At 73.7% G+C, this 16825-nt stretch carries 16 protein-coding genes; 8 read left to right on the top strand and 8 right to left on the bottom strand.

What is annotated here, in order from left to right; all coding sequences use genetic code 11:
* Nucleotides 1-2127, top strand: a complete 2127-nt coding sequence (locus CLV63_RS14290; protein WP_106583498.1) for an acyltransferase family protein — start codon at nucleotides 1-3, stop codon at nucleotides 2125-2127.
* A gap of 91 nt (nucleotides 2128-2218) precedes the next feature.
* Here the strand turns inward: CLV63_RS14290 and CLV63_RS14295 are convergent, their stop codons facing one another.
* Entirely contained in the window at nucleotides 2219-2950 is a 732-nt protein-coding gene (locus CLV63_RS14295; RefSeq protein ID WP_106583499.1) for an IclR family transcriptional regulator, read from the bottom strand.
* Nucleotides 2951-3108: 158 nt separating this feature from the next.
* Between CLV63_RS14295 and CLV63_RS14300 the strand changes: the two genes are divergently transcribed.
* The gene (locus CLV63_RS14300; protein WP_170134224.1) at nucleotides 3109-4668 is read left to right on the top strand and encodes an aromatic amino acid lyase; all 1560 of its coding nucleotides are present in this window, start codon (nucleotides 3109-3111) and stop codon (nucleotides 4666-4668) included.
* A 21-nt stretch (nucleotides 4669-4689) separates the two neighbouring features.
* Here CLV63_RS14300 and CLV63_RS14305 read toward each other — a convergent pair whose 3' ends face one another.
* Entirely contained in the window at nucleotides 4690-5055 is a 366-nt protein-coding gene (locus CLV63_RS14305; RefSeq protein ID WP_106583501.1) for a MerR family transcriptional regulator, read from the bottom strand.
* Between the two features lie 145 nt (nucleotides 5056-5200).
* Here CLV63_RS14305 and ahcY (CLV63_RS14310) point away from each other — a divergent pair, with 145 nt between their 5' ends.
* On the top strand, nucleotides 5201-6634 hold the full coding sequence (gene ahcY, locus CLV63_RS14310) for an adenosylhomocysteinase (protein ID WP_106583502.1): 1434 nt from the start codon (nucleotides 5201-5203) through the stop codon (nucleotides 6632-6634).
* An 18-nt stretch (nucleotides 6635-6652) separates the two neighbouring features.
* Nucleotides 6653-7915, top strand: coding sequence for an adenosylhomocysteinase (gene ahcY, locus CLV63_RS14315; RefSeq protein WP_106583503.1), 1263 nt, complete (start codon nucleotides 6653-6655; stop codon nucleotides 7913-7915).
* Between the two features lie 27 nt (nucleotides 7916-7942).
* Here the strand turns inward: ahcY (CLV63_RS14315) and CLV63_RS14320 are convergent, their stop codons facing one another.
* The gene (locus CLV63_RS14320) at nucleotides 7943-8740 is read right to left on the bottom strand and encodes an RDD family protein (RefSeq protein WP_245928812.1); all 798 of its coding nucleotides are present in this window, start codon (nucleotides 8738-8740) and stop codon (nucleotides 7943-7945) included.
* A gap of 158 nt (nucleotides 8741-8898) precedes the next feature.
* Between CLV63_RS14320 and CLV63_RS14325 the strand changes: the two genes are divergently transcribed.
* The 4 genes from CLV63_RS14325 (at nucleotide 8899) to CLV63_RS14340 (ending at nucleotide 10946) form a co-directional block, all read left to right on the top strand.
* Complete coding sequence (locus CLV63_RS14325; protein WP_106583504.1) at nucleotides 8899-9894, top strand: stage II sporulation protein M; 996 nt, start codon at nucleotides 8899-8901, stop codon at nucleotides 9892-9894.
* A 41-nt stretch (nucleotides 9895-9935) separates the two neighbouring features.
* Entirely contained in the window at nucleotides 9936-10238 is a 303-nt protein-coding gene (locus tag CLV63_RS14330; RefSeq protein WP_106583505.1) for a hypothetical protein, read from the top strand.
* Entirely contained in the window at nucleotides 10235-10630 is a 396-nt protein-coding gene (locus tag CLV63_RS14335) for a PIN domain-containing protein (protein ID WP_106583506.1), read from the top strand. The genes CLV63_RS14330 and CLV63_RS14335 overlap by 4 nt, the downstream gene beginning before the upstream one ends.
* Nucleotides 10631-10742: 112 nt before the next feature.
* Nucleotides 10743-10946: a DUF397 domain-containing protein gene (locus CLV63_RS14340; protein WP_106583507.1), complete on the top strand. Its 204-nt coding sequence runs from the start codon at nucleotides 10743-10745 to the stop codon at nucleotides 10944-10946.
* 50 nt (nucleotides 10947-10996) lie between these two features.
* Here CLV63_RS14340 and CLV63_RS14345 read toward each other — a convergent pair whose 3' ends face one another.
* From CLV63_RS14345 to CLV63_RS14365, 5 genes are all read right to left on the bottom strand, one after another.
* A complete protein-coding gene (locus CLV63_RS14345) occupies nucleotides 10997-13177 on the bottom strand; it encodes a tetratricopeptide repeat protein (RefSeq protein ID WP_106583508.1) in 2181 nt (726 codons plus the stop codon).
* The gene (locus CLV63_RS14350; RefSeq protein ID WP_106583509.1) at nucleotides 13174-14475 is read right to left on the bottom strand and encodes a DUF58 domain-containing protein; all 1302 of its coding nucleotides are present in this window, start codon (nucleotides 14473-14475) and stop codon (nucleotides 13174-13176) included. Before CLV63_RS14350 ends, CLV63_RS14345 begins: the two co-directional genes overlap by 4 nt.
* A 109-nt stretch (nucleotides 14476-14584) precedes the next feature.
* Nucleotides 14585-15172: a TetR/AcrR family transcriptional regulator gene (locus CLV63_RS14355; protein ID WP_106583510.1), complete on the bottom strand. Its 588-nt coding sequence runs from the start codon at nucleotides 15170-15172 to the stop codon at nucleotides 14585-14587.
* 102 nt (nucleotides 15173-15274) lie between these two features.
* Entirely contained in the window at nucleotides 15275-15631 is a 357-nt protein-coding gene (locus CLV63_RS14360) for a VOC family protein (RefSeq protein WP_106583601.1), read from the bottom strand.
* A 190-nt stretch (nucleotides 15632-15821) separates the two neighbouring features.
* Complete coding sequence (locus CLV63_RS14365; protein ID WP_106583511.1) at nucleotides 15822-16805, bottom strand: AAA family ATPase; 984 nt, start codon at nucleotides 16803-16805, stop codon at nucleotides 15822-15824.
* Between the last annotated feature and the right edge of the window lie 20 nt (nucleotides 16806-16825).

The following is a 16825-nucleotide window of genomic DNA, read 5'->3' on the forward strand; positions in this document are numbered from 1 at the left end:
ATGGCCCGGCGCGGAGGGCCCCGGTTCGGGACCCCGGCCCCCGCACCGAAGCCCTCCCGCAGACCCGTGAAGGCGGCAGCCGTGCAGAGCCCACCGACCGCGCCCGGTGCCAAGAGCGGGTACCGGCCGGAGATCCAGGGGCTGCGCGCCGTCGCCGTGCTCCTGGTGGCCGTGTACCACGTCTGGCTCGGCAGGGTGTCCGGCGGCGTCGATGTGTTCCTGCTGCTCACCGGGTTCCTGATCACGGGTTCCCTGGTGCGCGCCGTGGAGCGCGACGGAGGGGTGGGCCTGCTCGCCTTCTGGTCGCGCCTGCTCCGGCGGCTCTCCCCGGCGGCAGGGGTGGTCCTGCTCGGTGTGCTCGCCGCGACGGCCCTGTTCCTGCCCAAGGACCGGTGGCGCGACACCATCGGCGAGGCCGTCGCGGCGGCGCTCTACCACGAGAATTACCGGCTCGCCTTCAACGCGGTCGACTACCTCGCCCAGGACGTCGCGGCGAGCCCCGTCCAGCACTTCTGGTCGCTGTCGATCCAGGGGCAGTTCTACATCGTGTGGCCCCTGCTGGTCGCCGCGGCGGCGTGGGCGGCCGCGCGGCGCCGCCTCCCCGTGCGCAAGGCCGTCGCGGCGGCCCTGGTGCTGGTCTTCGCGGCCTCACTGGCGTACTCCGTGTACATCACGGGCGCCGACCAGCGGTGGGCCTACTTCGACACTGGGGCGCGCCTGTGGGAGTTCGCCCTCGGCGGGCTGCTCGTCCTGGCACTGCCGCACCTGAACCCGCCCCGGGTGGCCCGCATCGCGCTGGGGTGGGGCGGGCTGGCGGCGCTCGTCCTGTGCGGGCTGCTGCTCCAGGTCTCCACCGTGTTCCCCGGCTACGCGGCGCTGTGGCCGACGCTCGCCGCGGGCGCGATCGTCGTCGCGGGCGGCACCGGCAGCCGCTTCGGCGCCGACCGGCTGCTGACACTGCGCCCGCTGCTCTACGTCGGCGGCATCTCCTACGCGCTGTACCTGTGGCACTGGCCGGTCCTCGTCTGCTACCTGGCGGTCACCGATCGGACGGCGGCCAGCCCGGTCGGCGGGGCCGCCGTCCTCGCCGTGTCCGTCGCGCTCGCCGCGGCGACCAAGGCGGTGGTGGAGGACGGCGTGCCGCGCCTGACCCGGGCCCGCACCACCCCGATGTGGTCGGCCGCTGTGGGAGCGGCCTGCCTCGCCCCGATGCTCGTCGCCTCCGGCGGCTGGTCCGCGGCGCTCGACGCGGAGCAGCGCGAGCGCGAGGCGTTCGTCGCCGACCCCGCGAACTACCCGGGCGCGCTCGCGGCGCGCAACGGCGGGAGCGGCCTGCGCGACCTGCCCGTCTACCCGGCCCCGGCGGAAGCGGCCGACGACGTTCCCGAGAGCTACCCCGACGGCTGCAACCAGAACGTCGCGGGCAGCGAGGTGCTGACCTGCGAGTACGGCGACCCCTCAGCGGAGCGCACGGTGGCGCTGGTGGGCGGCTCGCACGCGGCGCACTGGTTGCCCGCGCTGGCGGAGCTGGGCGAGGACCACGGCTGGCGGGTGGTCAACATCGTCAAGGGCGCCTGCCTGTTCACCGACCTCGCGCAGACCTACAAGGGCGAGGACTACCCGGCGTGCGCCGAGTGGAACGAGGGCGTCCTCCGCGAACTCGCCGACCTCGGCCCGGACGTGGTGTTCAGCACCGCCACCACCAGCAGCATCGACAAGGAGGCGGGGTTCGGCGGTGAGGTGGTGGTCGACGGCTACGTCGACCGCTGGCGGGAGCTCGACGCGCTGGGGATCGACGTCGTGGGGGTGCGCGACACGCCCCGGTTCGGGTTCGACGTCGCCGAGTGCGTCGCGGAGAAGGGCCCGGAGGGGTGTGTCGGGCACGCGTCGCCGTCACTGGAGCGGACCTCGCCGCTGGCGGACCTGACGGAGTCGGGCGACGTGCCGGACAACGTGTCGTTCGTCGACGTCAACGACCTGCTGTGCGAGGACGGGCGGTGCCCGTCCGTCATCGGCAACGTGCTCGTCTACTGGGACAACGCCCATTTCACAGCGACCTTCGCCCGGACGCTCGCCCCCGCCATCGAGGACGAACTGAAGGCCGCCATGGGGGCAGGCGGGAGATAGCGGAGCGTCCCTGGCGCTGTTCCCTCGACCCACGGTGCGGTCCGGCTGCGGCACTGCGCCAGGGCCGCCCAGCGGACCTGGCGAAATACCGCTAGCCGTCCGCCGCACTTCCCGGCGCGCCGTCCGGGCCGCCGTCCGGTCCGCTGTCATCTCCGCCTACCGGCTCCCCGTCCGCCGGGCGGCCCAGTTGGACGCCGATCTTCGCGGTCTCGGTCAGCAGCAGCTCGCCGAATCCGCGCACCTGCTCCTGGTCCATCCGGTACGCCGGGCCCACGAGGCTCAGCGCGCCGACGATCCCCTGCGGCGCGACGATGGGCGCGGCGACGGCCGTGACGTCGGGCTCGGTGAGCGAACCGGCGCTCGCGTACCCGCTGTCGGGGAGCTCGCCGCGCAGCGCCCTCCCCGCGGCGGAGTCGCCCATGGGGACGGCGTGCCCCACCCAGCTCACGTGCCGGATGGAGTGGCTGCCCTCGGCCTGGGCGATGTACAGGGCGGTGTCGTCGAGGCCCGGCACGCTGAGGTAGGTGGACTCGCCGGTCTCCTGCGCGAGGAAGTCCATCGACGGTTCGGCGAAGCCCACCAGCGACTCGCGGCTGAGCGCCTGCGCGCCGAGCTGGATGAGGCGGGCCCCCGGCCGGAACACCCCGGCGTCGTCGCGCCGGACGAACCCCGTGGCCTCCAGTGTGCGCAGCAGCCGCAGCGCCGTGCTCGTGGCGAGTCCGCTGCGGCGGGCGCACTCGGTGAGCGTCGTCTCCCCCTGATCGGAGACGACCGCGAGGAGTTCGAGTGCGCGCTCGACGGCGCGGGTGGAGGGCTCAGCCATGGCCCGATTCTCCCGGACGGACATCAGGCGTGCGCCGGGACCCGCGGCGCGGCGTCGTGCGGGCCCGCCTCGGGCCCGCCTCGTTCCCGTCTCGTTTTCGTTCAATGGAACCTCTTTGCCGCCTGACGGCAGGATGGCATACTGCGATCATCACCTTGATGAAGAGGGGGTGCGCCTTGCTGCAACTCGACGGTTCCGCTCTGACCTGCGACCAAGTCGTCGCCGTCGCCAGAGGCGGCTCGCTGGTCAGGTACACCGGTGAGGCCCTGGCCCGCATCGACACCGCGGCGCGGCAGGCCGCCGCGGTCGCCGCGCGCAGCCCGGTGTACGGGCGCGGCACCGGCGTCGGCGCCAACCGCACCGTCGCGATCGCCGCCGACGACGGCGGCCACGGCCTGCGCGTGCTGCGCAGTCACGCCGCTGCCGCCGGGCGGCCGCTGCCCGCCGCCGCCGTGCGCGCCATGCTGCTCGTCCGCGCGAACCAGCTCGCCCAGGGCGGCTCCGGCGTCGCCGCGGCGACCGCGCAGGCCCTGGTGCGGATGCTCAACGACGACGCCCTGCCCACCGTGCGCTCACACGGCTCCGTCGGCACCGGCGACCTCACCGGGCTCGCGGCGACCGCGCTCACCCTCATCGGCGAACGCCCCGCGACCCGCCCGTGGCAGCCCCTCACGGCGTTCGACGGCGCCGACGCGCTCGCGTTCATCAGCAGCAACGCCCTCACCCTCGGCCGCGCCGCGCTGGCCGCCTGGGACCTCGAACGGCTCATCCGCGCCGGCGCGGTGACCGCCGGGCTGTCCTTCGCCGCCGTCGACGGCAACACCGAGGCGTTCTCCGAGGCGGCGCGGCGCACCGCGCCGTCCGACGGGGTCGCGACCGTCGGCGACTGGCTGAGAGGGCTCACCGCCGCGGCCCCCGCTGCGGCGCGCGTGCAGGACCCGTTCGGGTACCGCGCCTACCCGCAGGTCCACGGCGTCCTGGTCGACGCCTGGCGCGACCTCGCCGGTTCCGTCGAGACCCTCACCGCCACCGCCCAGGAGAACCCCCTGATCGTCACGGCCGCCCGCGACGACGACGCCGCGGCAGTGCACCACGGCGGCTTCCACCTCGCCGGCCTCGCACTGAAGCTCGACACGGTGCGGCTGGCCTTGGCGCAGACCACGCCGCTGCTCCTCGGGCGGCTGCGCACACTGAACGACCCCGCCTACACCCGCCTGCCCGCGTTCCTCGCCGCCGGTCCGGCGGGGGCGTCGGGGACGATGATCCTCGAGTACGTCGCCGCATCGGCGCACGGCGCCCTGCGCGCCGCCGCGGCACCGGTCGGCCTGGAGACCGCCGTCCTGTCGCACGGGACCGAGGAGGACGCCAGCTTCGCGTCCCTGGGCGCCCGCCAGTTGGAGGACGCCGTCGCGGCGTTCCGCCCCATGCTGGCCTGCGAGCTGCTCACCGCCGCGCGCGCCCTGCTGATGCGGGCGCCGGGCGCGCCGCGGTCGGCGGGCGGCCCGCTGGACGAGGCGCTGCGGCGCTGGGAGGAGCGCACGGGCCCGCGTCCCGACGCGTTCGACGACCGCGACCTCCAGGACGAGCTGCTCGCCGCCGAGGAGATCGTCGGCGACCTCGCCGACCTGCTGCCGCGTCCCACCTACTACGGCGAGCGCCGCTACAGCAGCGACGAGATCGCGGCGCAGGGCGACCAGCTGGGGCTCATCACCGCGTGAGCGCCCGAGCGCCCGCCCGCGTCAGCGCTCCCGCCGGAGCAGGCGCAGCGCCTTCTGCTTCTCGAAGTCCAGCGCGCGGGTGGGCGGCGGCGCGAGGCGGCCGAGCCGTTCGCCGTAGCCGCGCACCCGCTCCCTCGTAGCCGGCTCGGAAAGGACCCGCAGCGCGAACGACAGCGCGGCAGGGGTGATGTCGAAGCCCCGCTCCAGTTCCAGCCCCGCCGCGATGGTGCGCAGGTCGCCCTCTGTGAACCGGCGGTGCCGGTGCCCGCGCCCGGTGGGCTGCTCCTTCGTCACCGGCAGCAGCCCCAGCCCTTCGCGATAGCGCAGCATGCGGGGCGTGGTGTCGAGCCGTTCGGCGGCGGCCGAGATCGGGATGTCGCGCTCCATAGGGCGAATCTAGGCGAGATCCGGCGCGCACGCCCCGCCGAACCGGCAAAACTGACAATCCTGCGTCAAATTGACCCGGTTTCCGGTGCCGGGGGAGCACCACCGCCCTAGACTCAGGTCGCATCCACACGAGGAGAGAAAACGCATGGCATTCGACTACAAGGTCGCCGACCTGTCGCTGGCCGAGTTCGGCCGCAAGGAGATCCGCCTCGCCGAGCACGAGATGCCCGGCCTCATGGCGACCCGCGCCGAGTTCGGCGACTCCAAGCCGCTCACCGGCGCCAAGATCATGGGCTCGCTGCACATGACCGTGCAGACCGCCGTCCTGATCGAGACCCTTGTCGCACTGGGCGCCGAGGTGCGCTGGGTGAGCTGCAACATCTTCTCCACCCAGGACCACGCGGCGGCCGCCGTGGTCGTCGGCCCCAACGGCACCCCCGACAACCCCCAGGGCGTGCCCGTCTTCGCCTGGAAGGGCGAGACCCTCGAAGAGTACTGGTGGTGCACCGAGCAGGCCCTCAACTGGCCCGGCGGCGCCCCCAACATGATCCTGGACGACGGCGGCGACGCCACCATGCTCGTGCACAAGGGTGCCGAGTACGAGAAGGCCGGCGCCGTCCCCGACCCCTCCACCGCCGACTCCGACGAGTTCCGGGTCGTCCTCGAACTCCTCAACCGCAACTTCGCCGAAGACCCCCAGAAGTGGACCAGGATCGCCCCTCACATCAAGGGCGTCACCGAGGAGACCACCACCGGCGTGCACCGGCTCTACGAAATGCACCGCGACGGCGCGCTGCTGTTCCCCGCGATCAACGTCAACGACTCCGTCACCAAGTCGAAGTTCGACAACAAGTACGGCTGCCGCCACTCACTGGTCGACGGCATCAACCGCGCCACCGACGTCCTCATCGGCGGCAAGGTGGCCGTCATCCTCGGCTACGGCGACGTCGGCAAGGGCTGCGCCGAGTCGCTGCGCGGCCAGGGCGCCCGGGTCATCGTCACCGAGATCGACCCCATCTGCGCGCTCCAGGCCGCCATGGACGGCTACCAGGTGGCGACCCTCGAAGACGTCGTCGAGACCGCCGACATCTTCGTCACCACCACCGGCAACTTCAACATCATCATGGCCGACCACATGGCCCGGATGAAGCACCAGGCCATCGTCGGCAACATCGGCCACTTCGACAACGAGATCGACATGGCCGGCCTCGCCGCGACCCCCGGTGTCGAGAAGATCGAGATCAAGCCGCAGGTGCACGAATGGCGGTTCGCCGACGGGCACTCCATCATCGTGCTGTCCGAAGGGCGCCTGCTGAACCTCGGCAACGCCACCGGCCACCCCAGCTTCGTGATGTCCAACAGCTTCACCAACCAGACGATCGCCCAGATCGAGCTGTTCACCAAGCCCGGCGAGTACCCCGTCGGCGTCTACGTGCTGCCCAAGCACCTCGACGAGAAGGTCGCCCGCATGCACCTCGACGCCCTCGGCGTCCGGCTCACCGAGCTGACCAAGGAGCAGGCCGCCTACATCGGTGTGGACGTGGCCGGCCCCTACAAGCCCGACACCTACCGCTACTGATCGCCAGCCGCACCGGATATGGCACAGCCAGCGAATGACGTCGCGGACCTCGGCCTCGCACGGGCCGGGGTCCGCCGCGTCGAATGGGCCGAACGGGCCATGCCCGCCCTGCGCGGCGTCCACCGCCGCTTCGCGGCCGACCGGCCGCTGGAGGGCTGGCGCATCGCGGCGTGCATGCACGTCACGGCCGAGACCGCGAACCTGCTGCGCGCCCTGAGCGCGGGCGGCGCCGACATCGCGCTCGCGGCGTCCAACCCGATGTCCACCCAGGACGACACCGCCGCCGCACTCGTCGACGCCTACGGGGTGTCGGTGTACGCGCGCGCGGGCATGGACCCCGCCACCTACGAGCGCAACCTCGTCACCGTGCTGGAGCGGCGCCCGCACCTCCTCCTGGACGACGGCTGCGACCTCGTCAACACCGCGCACGCCGAACTCCCCGGGTTGCTCTCGGAGGTCCTCGGCGGCTGCGAGCAGACCACCACCGGCGTCATCCGGCTGCGGGGCATGAGCGCCGAAGGCGCCCTGCGCATCCCGATGATCGCCGTCAACGACACCGCCACCAAGCGCATGTTCGACAACCGGTACGGCACCGGGCAGTCCACCATCGACGGCATCCTGCGGGCCACGAACACCATGCTCGCCGGCCGCACCATGGTCGTCGCCGGGTTCGGCTTCTGCGGGCGCGGCCTCGCCGAGCGGGCGCGCGGCATGGGCGCCCGCGTCGTCGTCACCGAGGTCGACCCGGTCAAGGCGCTCGACGCCGTCATGCAGGGCTACACCGTCCTGCCCATGGAGCGGGCAGCCGCGATCGGGGACGTGTTCGTGACCGTCACCGGCAACCGCGACGTCGTCCGCGCCGAACACCTCGCGGCAATGAAGGACGGCGCGGTCCTCGCCAACTCCGGGCACTTCGACGTGGAGATCGACCTCCCCGCGCTGGAGGACCTCGCCGTGGAGGTGCGCCGCGAGGTCCGCCCGCAGGCCGACGAGTACGTCCTCGCCGACGGCCGCAGGCTCGTCCTGCTCGCCGAGGGCCGCCTGGTGAACCTCGGCGCCGCCGAGGGCCACCCGGCCGCCATCATGGACATGTCCTTCGCCGTGCAGGCCCTCACCGTCGACTACCTCGCGCGCAACCACAAGGACCTCGCACCCGGCGTGCACGACGTCCCCGGCGAGATCGACACCGAGGTCGCCCGGCTGGAACTCGCCGCGCTCAACGTCGACATCGACGCCATGACCCCCGGGCAGGAGGACTACCTCAGCTCCTGGCGGGTGTAGTCCCGGCGTGCGGCGCGCCCCGGCGGGTCAGGCCGGACCGCCGGGGCGGCGGGCGGCGAGGCGCTCCTCCTCGCGGCGGCGCCGCTCGGCGAGCACCGCCGCCAGGAATTCGACCGGGCTGGCCTGCGGCGGCGGGGGCGGCGCCACCTGCTGGGCGACCATCGCGGCGATGCGGGCGCCCATCTCCGTGCGCGCCTGGTCGCCCAGTTCGTGGAAGCGCAGCACGTACTGGCGCGCGGTGTTGGCGGTGTCGGCGCTGAGCGCCGACAGCTCCGCGGTGCGCGCCCACTCCGCCATGTGCCGCGGCATCTGCACGATCCCGGAGTTGCGGTTCCCGCCCCGCTCCGACACCACGAACGTGCCGGCGAGGAAGTCGCCGACGCGCCGCCCCTGCGGGTTGACCAGTGACGTGTAGAGCGCGACGGAGCCGAAGGTGACCCAGAACTCGACCGCGCCGCACAACGCGCGCGCCAGCGCCTGGCGGAACCGCTCGGGCGAGCCGTCGATCCCGACCACCCGCATGCCGAGGACGAGCTTGCCGAGGGAGCGCCCCCGCGTCAGCGACTCGACCGCAGTCGGATAGCCGACGGCGATCAGGATGGTGAGCCCCAGCTGGACGGCCGCCGTCGCCGCGGGGTCGAGGCCCTCGGCGATCCGCGTGACCCCGAGGACGGCCAGGACCATCAGCGGGACCTGCACGAACGCGACGTCCATGCCCATGGCGAGCAGCCGGGTCACGAACCCGGCGGGCCGCAGGTCCAGCACGACGGCGTCGCCGGTGACCAGCGGGGCACGCCCGTAGTCGGCACCGTCCTGATTCGCCACCGGTGCGCCTCCCGAAGTCGGTGGTCGGTGAGCGGGCACCGCGCTGTGGGCGCGGGCCGCCTGTCCAGTGCATACCAGTCTGGCAGGATTACCGCGCAGCGGGCGCCACCGGCACTGCCCGCCGCGGCCGCCCCGCCGGGGTGAGTAGGGTCGGACCCGTGGATCTCGACGTGTACACCGCCGCGCACCGCCCCGACTGGGACCGCTTGCAGACCCTCGTCCGCCGGCGGCGCAGCCTCGACGGCCCCGAGGTCGACGAACTCGTCGAGCTGTACCAGCGGGTGTCCACCCACCTGTCGGTGGTCCGGTCCTCCGGGCAGGACCCCGCACTCACCGGCCACCTGTCGGGCCTGGTGGCGCGGGCCCGCTCGGCCGTCACCGGTTCGCACAGCGCCGGCTGGGGCGACTTCGCCCGCTTCTTCACCCGGACCTTCCCAGCGGTGCTCTACCGGCTCCGCTGGTGGTGGATCACCGCTTCGCTGGCGTCGCTCGCCGTCGTCGTGGGCATGGCGGTCTGGCTGGTGAACGACCCCCGGGCGCTGGCGGCACTGGGGCCGCCGGAGATGATCCGCTCCTACGTCGAACACGACTTCGCCAACTACTACGTCGAGCACCCCGGCGCGTCGTTCGCCGCGCAGGTGTGGACGAACAACGCGTGGGTCGCCGCGCAGGCGCTGGTCCTGGGCGTGTTCCTGTGCGTGCCGGCCGTCTACGTGCTCTGGGCCAACGCCGCGGCGCTCGGTCAGGCGGCCGGGATGATGTTCGCGAACGGCAAGGGCGACATCTTCCTCGGCCTGATCCTGCCGCACGGGCTGCTGGAGCTGACAGCGGTGTTCGTCGCCGCCGGGGTCGGCATCAAGCTGGGCTGGACCATCATCGCCCCCGGGCACCGCCCGCGGATCCAGGCGCTGGGCGAGGAGGCCCGCGCCGCCATCGCTGTGGTGCTGGGCCTGGTGGTGGTGCTGTTCATCTCCGGGCTCATCGAGGGCTTCGTGACGGGGTGGGTGCACATCACGTGGCTGCGCATCGGCATCGGCGTCCTCGCCGAGGCGCTGTTCCTCGCCTACGTGTTCATCCCGGGCCGCAAGGCGGCCCGCGAGGGCGAGACCGGCGACCTCAAGGAAGCCCCGCAAACCGCCCCGGTCAGCGGGTGAAAAACCCGGCGCACACGACGCGCCCCGGGTAATCTGTGTGCATGGCGGTCACCGAGGAAGACAAGGGACGGCGCTCGGCTGCGAAGAAGCGGGCGCCGCGGCGCAAGGTCGCGCTTCCGCAAGCGCTGGCCGATGACATCCGCACGCGGGTCGACCCCGAAGACTTCGACGCGTACGTGATCGAAGTCCTCGAACGTCAGGCACAGCGTGAGCGGCTCGCCGAATTGATCGCCGCACACGAGCGCGAGCAGGGCCCGCTGCCGCAGGAGTACCTCGATGAAGCCTATGAGGCATTCCGCGAGGCCGAACGGAAAGAAGCCAAGCGGCGCGCAGCAAACCTCTGACCAGTGGGGTCGTTGTCCTCGACTGCGAAGCGCTCGGCAAACTGATCTCCCGGGACCGGCGGCTCTTGGCCTTTCTCGCACGAGCGAACACCGAAGAGCGGCGGATTGTCTGCTGTGCCGCGACCCTGATCGAAGCGCAGCACAGCAAGGTCAAGGCGGCGGAACTCTCGTACGCGCGCTCCCTGGTATCGGTCGAAGCGGTGACGGAGGAGATCGCGAACGAGGCTGTGGCGCTGCTGCGCGCCGCCGGTCTCCACGGGCACCGCCATGCCATCGATGCAATGGTTGCGGCTACGGCGATGGCTCAGCAGGGCGGCGTCGTCCTGCTGACCAGTGATGTCGATGACATGACCGCGCTTTGCGGCGATCGTGTCGCAGTCGTCAAGGTCTGAACGCCGCCTGTCGGTACCTGCCACTGGCGCCGGGTCTCAGGGCCGCCCCTGGGCCTTACTGGCGATGGCGGAGTCCAAGGCGGCGGGCGGATGCGGTGGAAGGGGCGCGGACATGGCGGCTCGATGGTTCACGAGCAGCCACAGCAGCGCCGAGACCGGCAATTGCGTAGAGGTCGCCTTCGCGGGGCGGGCCGTTCTCGTGCGCGACTCGACCGCACCGGCAGCCCGCACTCTCGCCTTCGGGGCGGGGGAGTGGCTGGGGTTCCTGCGTACTTCGGCCCCCGCCGATTCCGGTCGCCGGACCGGCCCCCGGTAGTCCGGACCCCGGTACGCGCGGCCCGTTGCGGCGCCGCCCGTTCGGTCTCTTCATTCAGCCTCGGCCAGGCGCGCGCGGGCGAGACGGGTGTCGGGGTGGTCGGGGCCGAGCACCTCGCCCATGGCGTGCGCGACCGACGCGAACCCGCTGCGCGCCGCGGGGAGGTCCCCCCGCTCCAGCGCGGTCAGCGCGAGGTAGTAGTGCACATCCAGGGTGGCGGGGTGGTCGGCGCCGAGTAGGCGCTCCCTGGCGGCCAGTACCCGCCGGAAACCCGCCTCCGCCGCCGTGTTGCGGCCCTTCCGCAGGTCGACGTAGGCGAGATTCTGCCGTGTGAACAGGGCGCTCTGATCCTCGGTCTCGGCGCGGCGCTCCCAGACCGCGAGGAGCAGGCGCAACTCGGTCTCAGCCGTGTCCCAGTCACCGCGTTTCACCGCTATGAGAGCGAGCTGGTGCCGGGCGCTCAGCGTGTCCGGGTGGTCGGGCCCTGAGATGCGTGTGCGGGCGTCCAGGACCGAACGGAACTGTGCCACCGCCTCGTCCAGCCGGCCGCCCGCCAGAAGGGCGTCCCCGGCGTGGTGCCGCGCTGTCAGGGTCACCCGGTGCTCGGCGCCGAGTGCGCGCTCCGCTTCGGCGGCCACAGTGGACAGCTCCGCGTACGCGCGGGCGGAGTCGCCCCGTTGCAGGGTGAGCCGAGCCCGGCGCACCTCGGCCGTCAAGGTGTCGGCGTGCACCGGCCCCAGCGCGTGGCTCCGGAGGTCGCGGACGGCCAGGTAGGCCGCGTGCTCCAGAGCGGGGTCGCGGCCCGGCTGGGCCTCCAGCAGCCGCACCGCGTCATCGGCGGTCGCGGCCGCCCGGTCGCCCAGCCCGGCGCGCACGGACTCGCCGATGAGCGGGTGGACGCGCAGCCCCGGCCCGCGCCCTCCCCCGCCGGGGCCGCCTGCGTCTCCCCGGCCGGTGCCGCCTGTGCCGCCCAGGCCGGTCAGCTCTACCAGGCCGTGGACGACGAGGGCGTTGAGCGCGCGGGCCACGGCGGGTTCGTCCAGGGTGCGGTCACCGGCGTCCACGCTCCCGCCGCGGAGCAGGCCCACCGGCAGCCGGGCGAGCGGGACGGCCGCACCGTCGGGTCCCAGCACGGACAGCAGGCGCAGCAGGGGCGCCGCCTCCGGCGCCTGCTCCGGGGGGATGAGTTCGAGGGAGAGCTCCCAGGCCCCGGAGAGCAGCCGGCGCGAGCGGCCGGCCCCGTGCGCGTCGTCGAGCGGGAGCGTCAGCGCGTCCAACCGGGAGACGGCGCCGTCGATATGCGCCAGCAGCGCGTGGCAGTCCTGGAACAGCGTCCGGTGCGTCGCCAGGATCCGGCCGGCCAGCGCCAATGCGAGCGGGTAGCCGCCGAGCCGGTCGGCCAGGTCACTGGCGCCCGCGGACCCGGCGGCGCCCGCGTGGTCGGCGAGGACGGCGGCCGCGCTCTCCGCGTTCAGCGGCGCGACCTCGTGCAGCACCGCCGGGGCCCACACGGCGGCGTCGCCGACCCTGGTGGTGACCAGCACGAACCCCGCCGGGTCGCCGCGCAGCCAGTCGAGCCCTTCGGCGAGGGTCCTTGTCGGGGCCAGCTCCGCAGGCCGGTCGATGTTGTCGAAGACCAGCAGCCACGGGACGGGCGCGGCGGCCAAGTGCCGCCAGACCCACCGGGCCGCGCGCCCGGGGGTCGGAAAGAGCTGTTCGGCCTCCGCCCGCGGTGCGCCCAGCTCCACCGCGACCTCCAGCATCGACGCGAGGACGTTCCCGGTGCGGACCCAGAACACCGTCCGGCCCCGGGCGGCGGCCCGGTGCGCGAGTTCGGCGGCGACCGTGGACTTTCCGATCCCGCCGGGTCCGGCGAGCACGTGGGGGCGCGAACCGCCGGCGTCCATGGCGTCGGCGAGGTCGTCCAGCAGGGCGGTGCGTCCGCGGGTGTCCGTTGTCGGTCGGGGCGGGTCCAGGTGGACGTCGTCCAGCGCGGCGGGCGGCGGCGCGGAATGGAGGTGCACCTCGCCGTGGATGTCGCGCGCCTGGAGCAGCGTGCCGTGCACGGCGCCGCGGACGGCGTTCCCCGTGTTACTCGGGTTCCCCGGGTCCCTCGGGTTCCCCGTACCGGTGCCGCCGTGCGGGGGCTGCGCGGTGGGGTCGGGAGTGCGCCCGGGGTCCCGCCGCCCGTCGGCGGAACCGTCGCCGAACGGGCCGCGCCTGGGGGTCACAACCGGCCCTGGGCCTTCAGGGCGATGTAGGCGTCGGCGAGGGCCGGGGCGATGTGCTCCGGGTCGGCGTCGACCACCTCGACCCCGTAGCGCCGCAGCTCCGCCGTAATGCGGCGGCGGTCGGTGCGGGTCTTCTCCGCTGCGGCCGCCCCGTACACCGCCTTCGCGTCGCCGCGCAGGCCCGCCATCTCGGTGACCCTGGTGTCGGACACGGCGGCCACCATGACCAGGTGCCGGGCCGTCAGCGTCGGCAGCAGCGGCAGCAGGCCCTCTTCCATGGACGCTGCGTCGAGCTCGGTGAGCAGCACCACCAGCTGCCGGGTGCGGCTCTGCTGCGACAGGACCGCGGAGACCAGCCCGCGCGGGTCGGACTCCACCAGCTCCGGTTCGAGGGTCGCCATGGCCTGCACGATCGCCGGGACGGTGCTGCCGCGCCCGTGCCCGCGCACCTGGGCGCGCACGCGCCGGTCGTAGCCGAGCAGCCCCACCCGGTCGCCCGCCTTCGCCGCGAGCGCGGCGAGCAGCAGCGCGGCGTCCATGCCGTGGTCGAGGCGCGGGGTGTCGCCCACCCGCCCCGCCGAGGTGCGGCCGGTGTCGAGGACGATGAGGATGCGGCGGTCGCGCTCGGGGCGCCACGTGCGCACCACGACCTCGCTGCGGCGGGCGGTCGCCCGCCAGTCGATGGACCGGACGTCGTCGCCGGGGACGTACTCGCGCAGCGAGTCGAACTCGCTGCCCTGGCCGCGCACCATCGCCCGGTGCTGGCCGTCGAGTTCGCGCAGCTTCGAGAGCTTGCCTGGCAGGTGGCGGCGGCTGTGGAACGGCGGCAGCGCCCGCACCGTCCAGGGGGCCGGGAGGGTGGCCTGGCGGGCGCCGAGCCCGAGCGGGCCGAAGGAGCGCACCGTGACCCCTGCGGCGTGCTGGTCGCCGCGCCGGGTCGGCGTGAGGGCGGTGTCGATGCGGCGCCGCTCCCCGCCGGGCAGGGTCACGGTGTGGGTGCGCGGGGCCGCGCCGGCGCTGGGCGCCCACGCGTCGCGGACGAGGGCGCGCACCCTGCGCCCGCCCGGGTTGGCGAGGAGCAGGCCGACCTGCGCCGACTCACCGAGGCGGATGGAGGTCTCGCCGTCGCGGACGAAGCCGAGCGCGCGCGGCGACGGTGCGAGCAGCACGTCGAGCAGGATCGCCCCGAACAGCGCGACGAGGACGGTCCACAGGACCCACCAGCCCAGCGCCCCTCCGGCGAGGACGACGAGGACGCCGATTGCAGCGAGGAGTACCGCCCGCCCAGTGATCGCCATCGCGTGTGGTGCCTCGTTCCGATCGGGGTCGGCGCGCCCTTCCTGCCGCGGACGGCCTGCTACCGACCACCTTGCCGTACATGCGGGGCGAAGGCATCCCGCGGGGCGGTCAGCCCTCTGCGGCGAGCAGCCGCGCGGCGGCGTCGCGCGCGGTGGCGATGGCGCCGGGCAGCTCGGCGACGCTGCGGCCCACGACCGCGCCCTCGTGCAGGATGAGCAGGGTGTCGGCGAGGCGTGCCGGGTCGGCGGCGCCGAGTTCCGCCGCGAGTTCCAGGTAGCGCCCGCGCAGCCACTCCTTCTGGTCCCTGGCGGCGGCGCGGCCCGGGTGATCGGGGTCGGCGAGTTCGGCGCAGGCGTTGACCATGGCGCAGCCGCGCTCGTTCTCGCGGTCGGTCCACTCGGCCAGCGCGTCGAAGGTCGCGAGGATCCGCCGGACGGGGTCGTCCTCGGCGTCGACCGCGTCGGTCACCCACTGCCGCCAGCGCGCGTCGCGCGCCCGCAGGTAGGCCACGACCAGCGCCTCCTTGGAGCCGAACCGGTCGTAGATGGTCTTCTTGGTCACCCCGGCCTGCTCGGCGACGAGCTCCATGCCGACGGTGTTGATGCCGCGGCGGTAGAACAGGTCGCCGGCGACGTCGAGGACCCGCTGCGCGGCCGGGGTCAGAGGGCGGTCGGCGCGGGTGCGTGCGGGAGCCATGGGATCGATCGCCTTCCTCGCGTGCCGTGTCCGGGTACGCCACCACTATACCGAACGGTGTGGTTATGCGTGGCCCGGTCCCGCGCTCCCGCGCCGGCCCGGCTACCCCTTCGGGCGGAAGTGCGGGTTCTCGATGACCCCGACCAGGTGGCCCTCCACGCCGCGGACGACGGCCACCCGGATGCCGCCGCCCACCTCCGCCACCTCGCTGTGCGGCTCGGCCCCGTGGTCCAGCAGCCGCTTCAGCCCGGCGTCGGCGTCGGGCACACCCCAGTAGGTGACGGGGGAGCCGCCGGCCGTCTCCGCGGGCTGGAGGCCCAGCTCGTAGCCGCCGACGTCGAACCCGACGTAGTACGGCTCGTCGAAGTAGGGGCCGTGGCCCAGCAGCTCGGCGAACCACGCCTTTGCCGCGGGCAGGTCGGCCGCCGGGTAGATGATCGTGCGCAGTCCGAGGAACACGGTGCTGCCGTCCTTTTCGAGTCGGGTGCGCCGGCGGGTCCGGCACACCCGGCAGTCTCCCGGCGCGCGGCCCCGCGGGTCTTGAACGGAACGGACACGCCGCCCCAGTCCCTGCCCCAGCCCTGCCCTAACCCTCGCCGAGCCCCTGCCAGCCCTCATCCCCGCCCAGCCCCTGCCGCGCGGATACGGGTCAGCGGGGCACCGGCACCGACGCCAGGACGCCGTCGAGGATCCCGTCGGTCGTTGCACCCTCCAACTCCGCCTCCGGGCGCATCGCGATGCGGTGCCGCAGGGTCGCCTTCGCGAGCGCCTTGACGTCGTCGGGGCTCACGTAGTCGCGGCCCGACAGCCACGCCCACGCCCGCCCCGTGCGCAGCAGCGCGGTCGCGCCGCGCGGCGAGGCGCCGAGTTGGAGTGACGGCGACTGCCGGGTCGCCCGGCAGATGTCGACGATGTAGCCGAGCACCTGCGGCGCGACCTGCACCGCCTGCACGGCCTGCCGCGCGGCCCGGAGCTCGGCGGCCCCCGCCACCGGGTGCACCCCCGCTGCGGCGAGGTCGGCGGGGTCGAACCCGGCGGCGTGCCTGGTCAGCATGTCGACCTCGTTGTCGCGCTGCGGCAGCGGGACCATCAGTTTCAGCAGGAACCGGTCGAGCTGCGCCTCCGGCAGCGGGTACGTGCCCTCGTACTCCACCGGGTTCTGCGTCGCGGCGACCATGAACGGGTCGGGCAGGCCCATGGGCCGACCGGCCACGGTGACCTGCCGCTCCTCCATGGCCTCCAGCAGCGCGGCCTGGGTCTTGGGCGGGGTGCGGTTGATCTCGTCGGCGAGCAGCAGGTTCGTGAACACCGGGCCCTCGTGGAACTCGAACGCCGTGCTCCGCGCGTCGTAGACCTGCGACCCGGTGACGTCGCCCGGCATCAGGTCGGGGGTGAACTGCACCCGCTTGTGGTCGAGCGACAGGGCCGCCGACACGGTGCGCACCAGGAGCGTCTTCGCGACGCCGGGCACGCCCTCCAACAGCACGTGGCCGCGGCACAGGAGCGCGACGACCAGCCCGGTCACCGTCTCCTCCTGGCCGACCACGGCCTTGGCGACGACGCCGCGGAGTTCGGTGAGCGCCGCGCGGGCCTGCTCGGCTGACGGCTGCCCATCGGTGGTAAAGGCGGTCACGAGTGCTGGTACCTCTCTCT

It is taken from the genome of Murinocardiopsis flavida (genome assembly GCF_003014485.1).
Taxonomy (GTDB): Bacteria; Actinomycetota; Actinomycetes; order Streptosporangiales; family Streptosporangiaceae; genus Murinocardiopsis; species Murinocardiopsis flavida.

Excerpts from the sequence above, each read along its gene's own strand:
- CLV63_RS14350 (WP_106583509.1), bottom strand. The coding sequence starts at position 14,475 with ATGGCGATCACTGGGCGGGCGGTACTCCTCGCTGCAATCGGCGTCCTC.
- ahcY (WP_106583502.1), top strand. The coding sequence starts at position 5,201 with ATGGCATTCGACTACAAGGTCGCCGACCTGTCGCTGGCCGAGTTCGGC.
- CLV63_RS14295 (WP_106583499.1), bottom strand. The coding sequence starts at position 2,950 with ATGGCTGAGCCCTCCACCCGCGCCGTCGAGCGCGCACTCGAACTCCTC.
- CLV63_RS14290 (WP_106583498.1), top strand. The coding sequence starts at position 1 with ATGGCCCGGCGCGGAGGGCCCCGGTTCGGGACCCCGGCCCCCGCACCG.
- ahcY (WP_106583503.1), top strand. The coding sequence starts at position 6,653 with ATGGCACAGCCAGCGAATGACGTCGCGGACCTCGGCCTCGCACGGGCC.
- CLV63_RS14300 (WP_170134224.1), top strand. The coding sequence starts at position 3,109 with ATGAAGAGGGGGTGCGCCTTGCTGCAACTCGACGGTTCCGCTCTGACC.
- CLV63_RS14305 (WP_106583501.1), bottom strand. The coding sequence starts at position 5,055 with ATGGAGCGCGACATCCCGATCTCGGCCGCCGCCGAACGGCTCGACACC.
- CLV63_RS14355 (WP_106583510.1), bottom strand. The coding sequence starts at position 15,172 with ATGGCTCCCGCACGCACCCGCGCCGACCGCCCTCTGACCCCGGCCGCG.
- CLV63_RS14340 (WP_106583507.1), top strand. The coding sequence starts at position 10,743 with ATGGCGGCTCGATGGTTCACGAGCAGCCACAGCAGCGCCGAGACCGGC.
- CLV63_RS14330 (WP_106583505.1), top strand. The coding sequence starts at position 9,936 with ATGGCGGTCACCGAGGAAGACAAGGGACGGCGCTCGGCTGCGAAGAAG.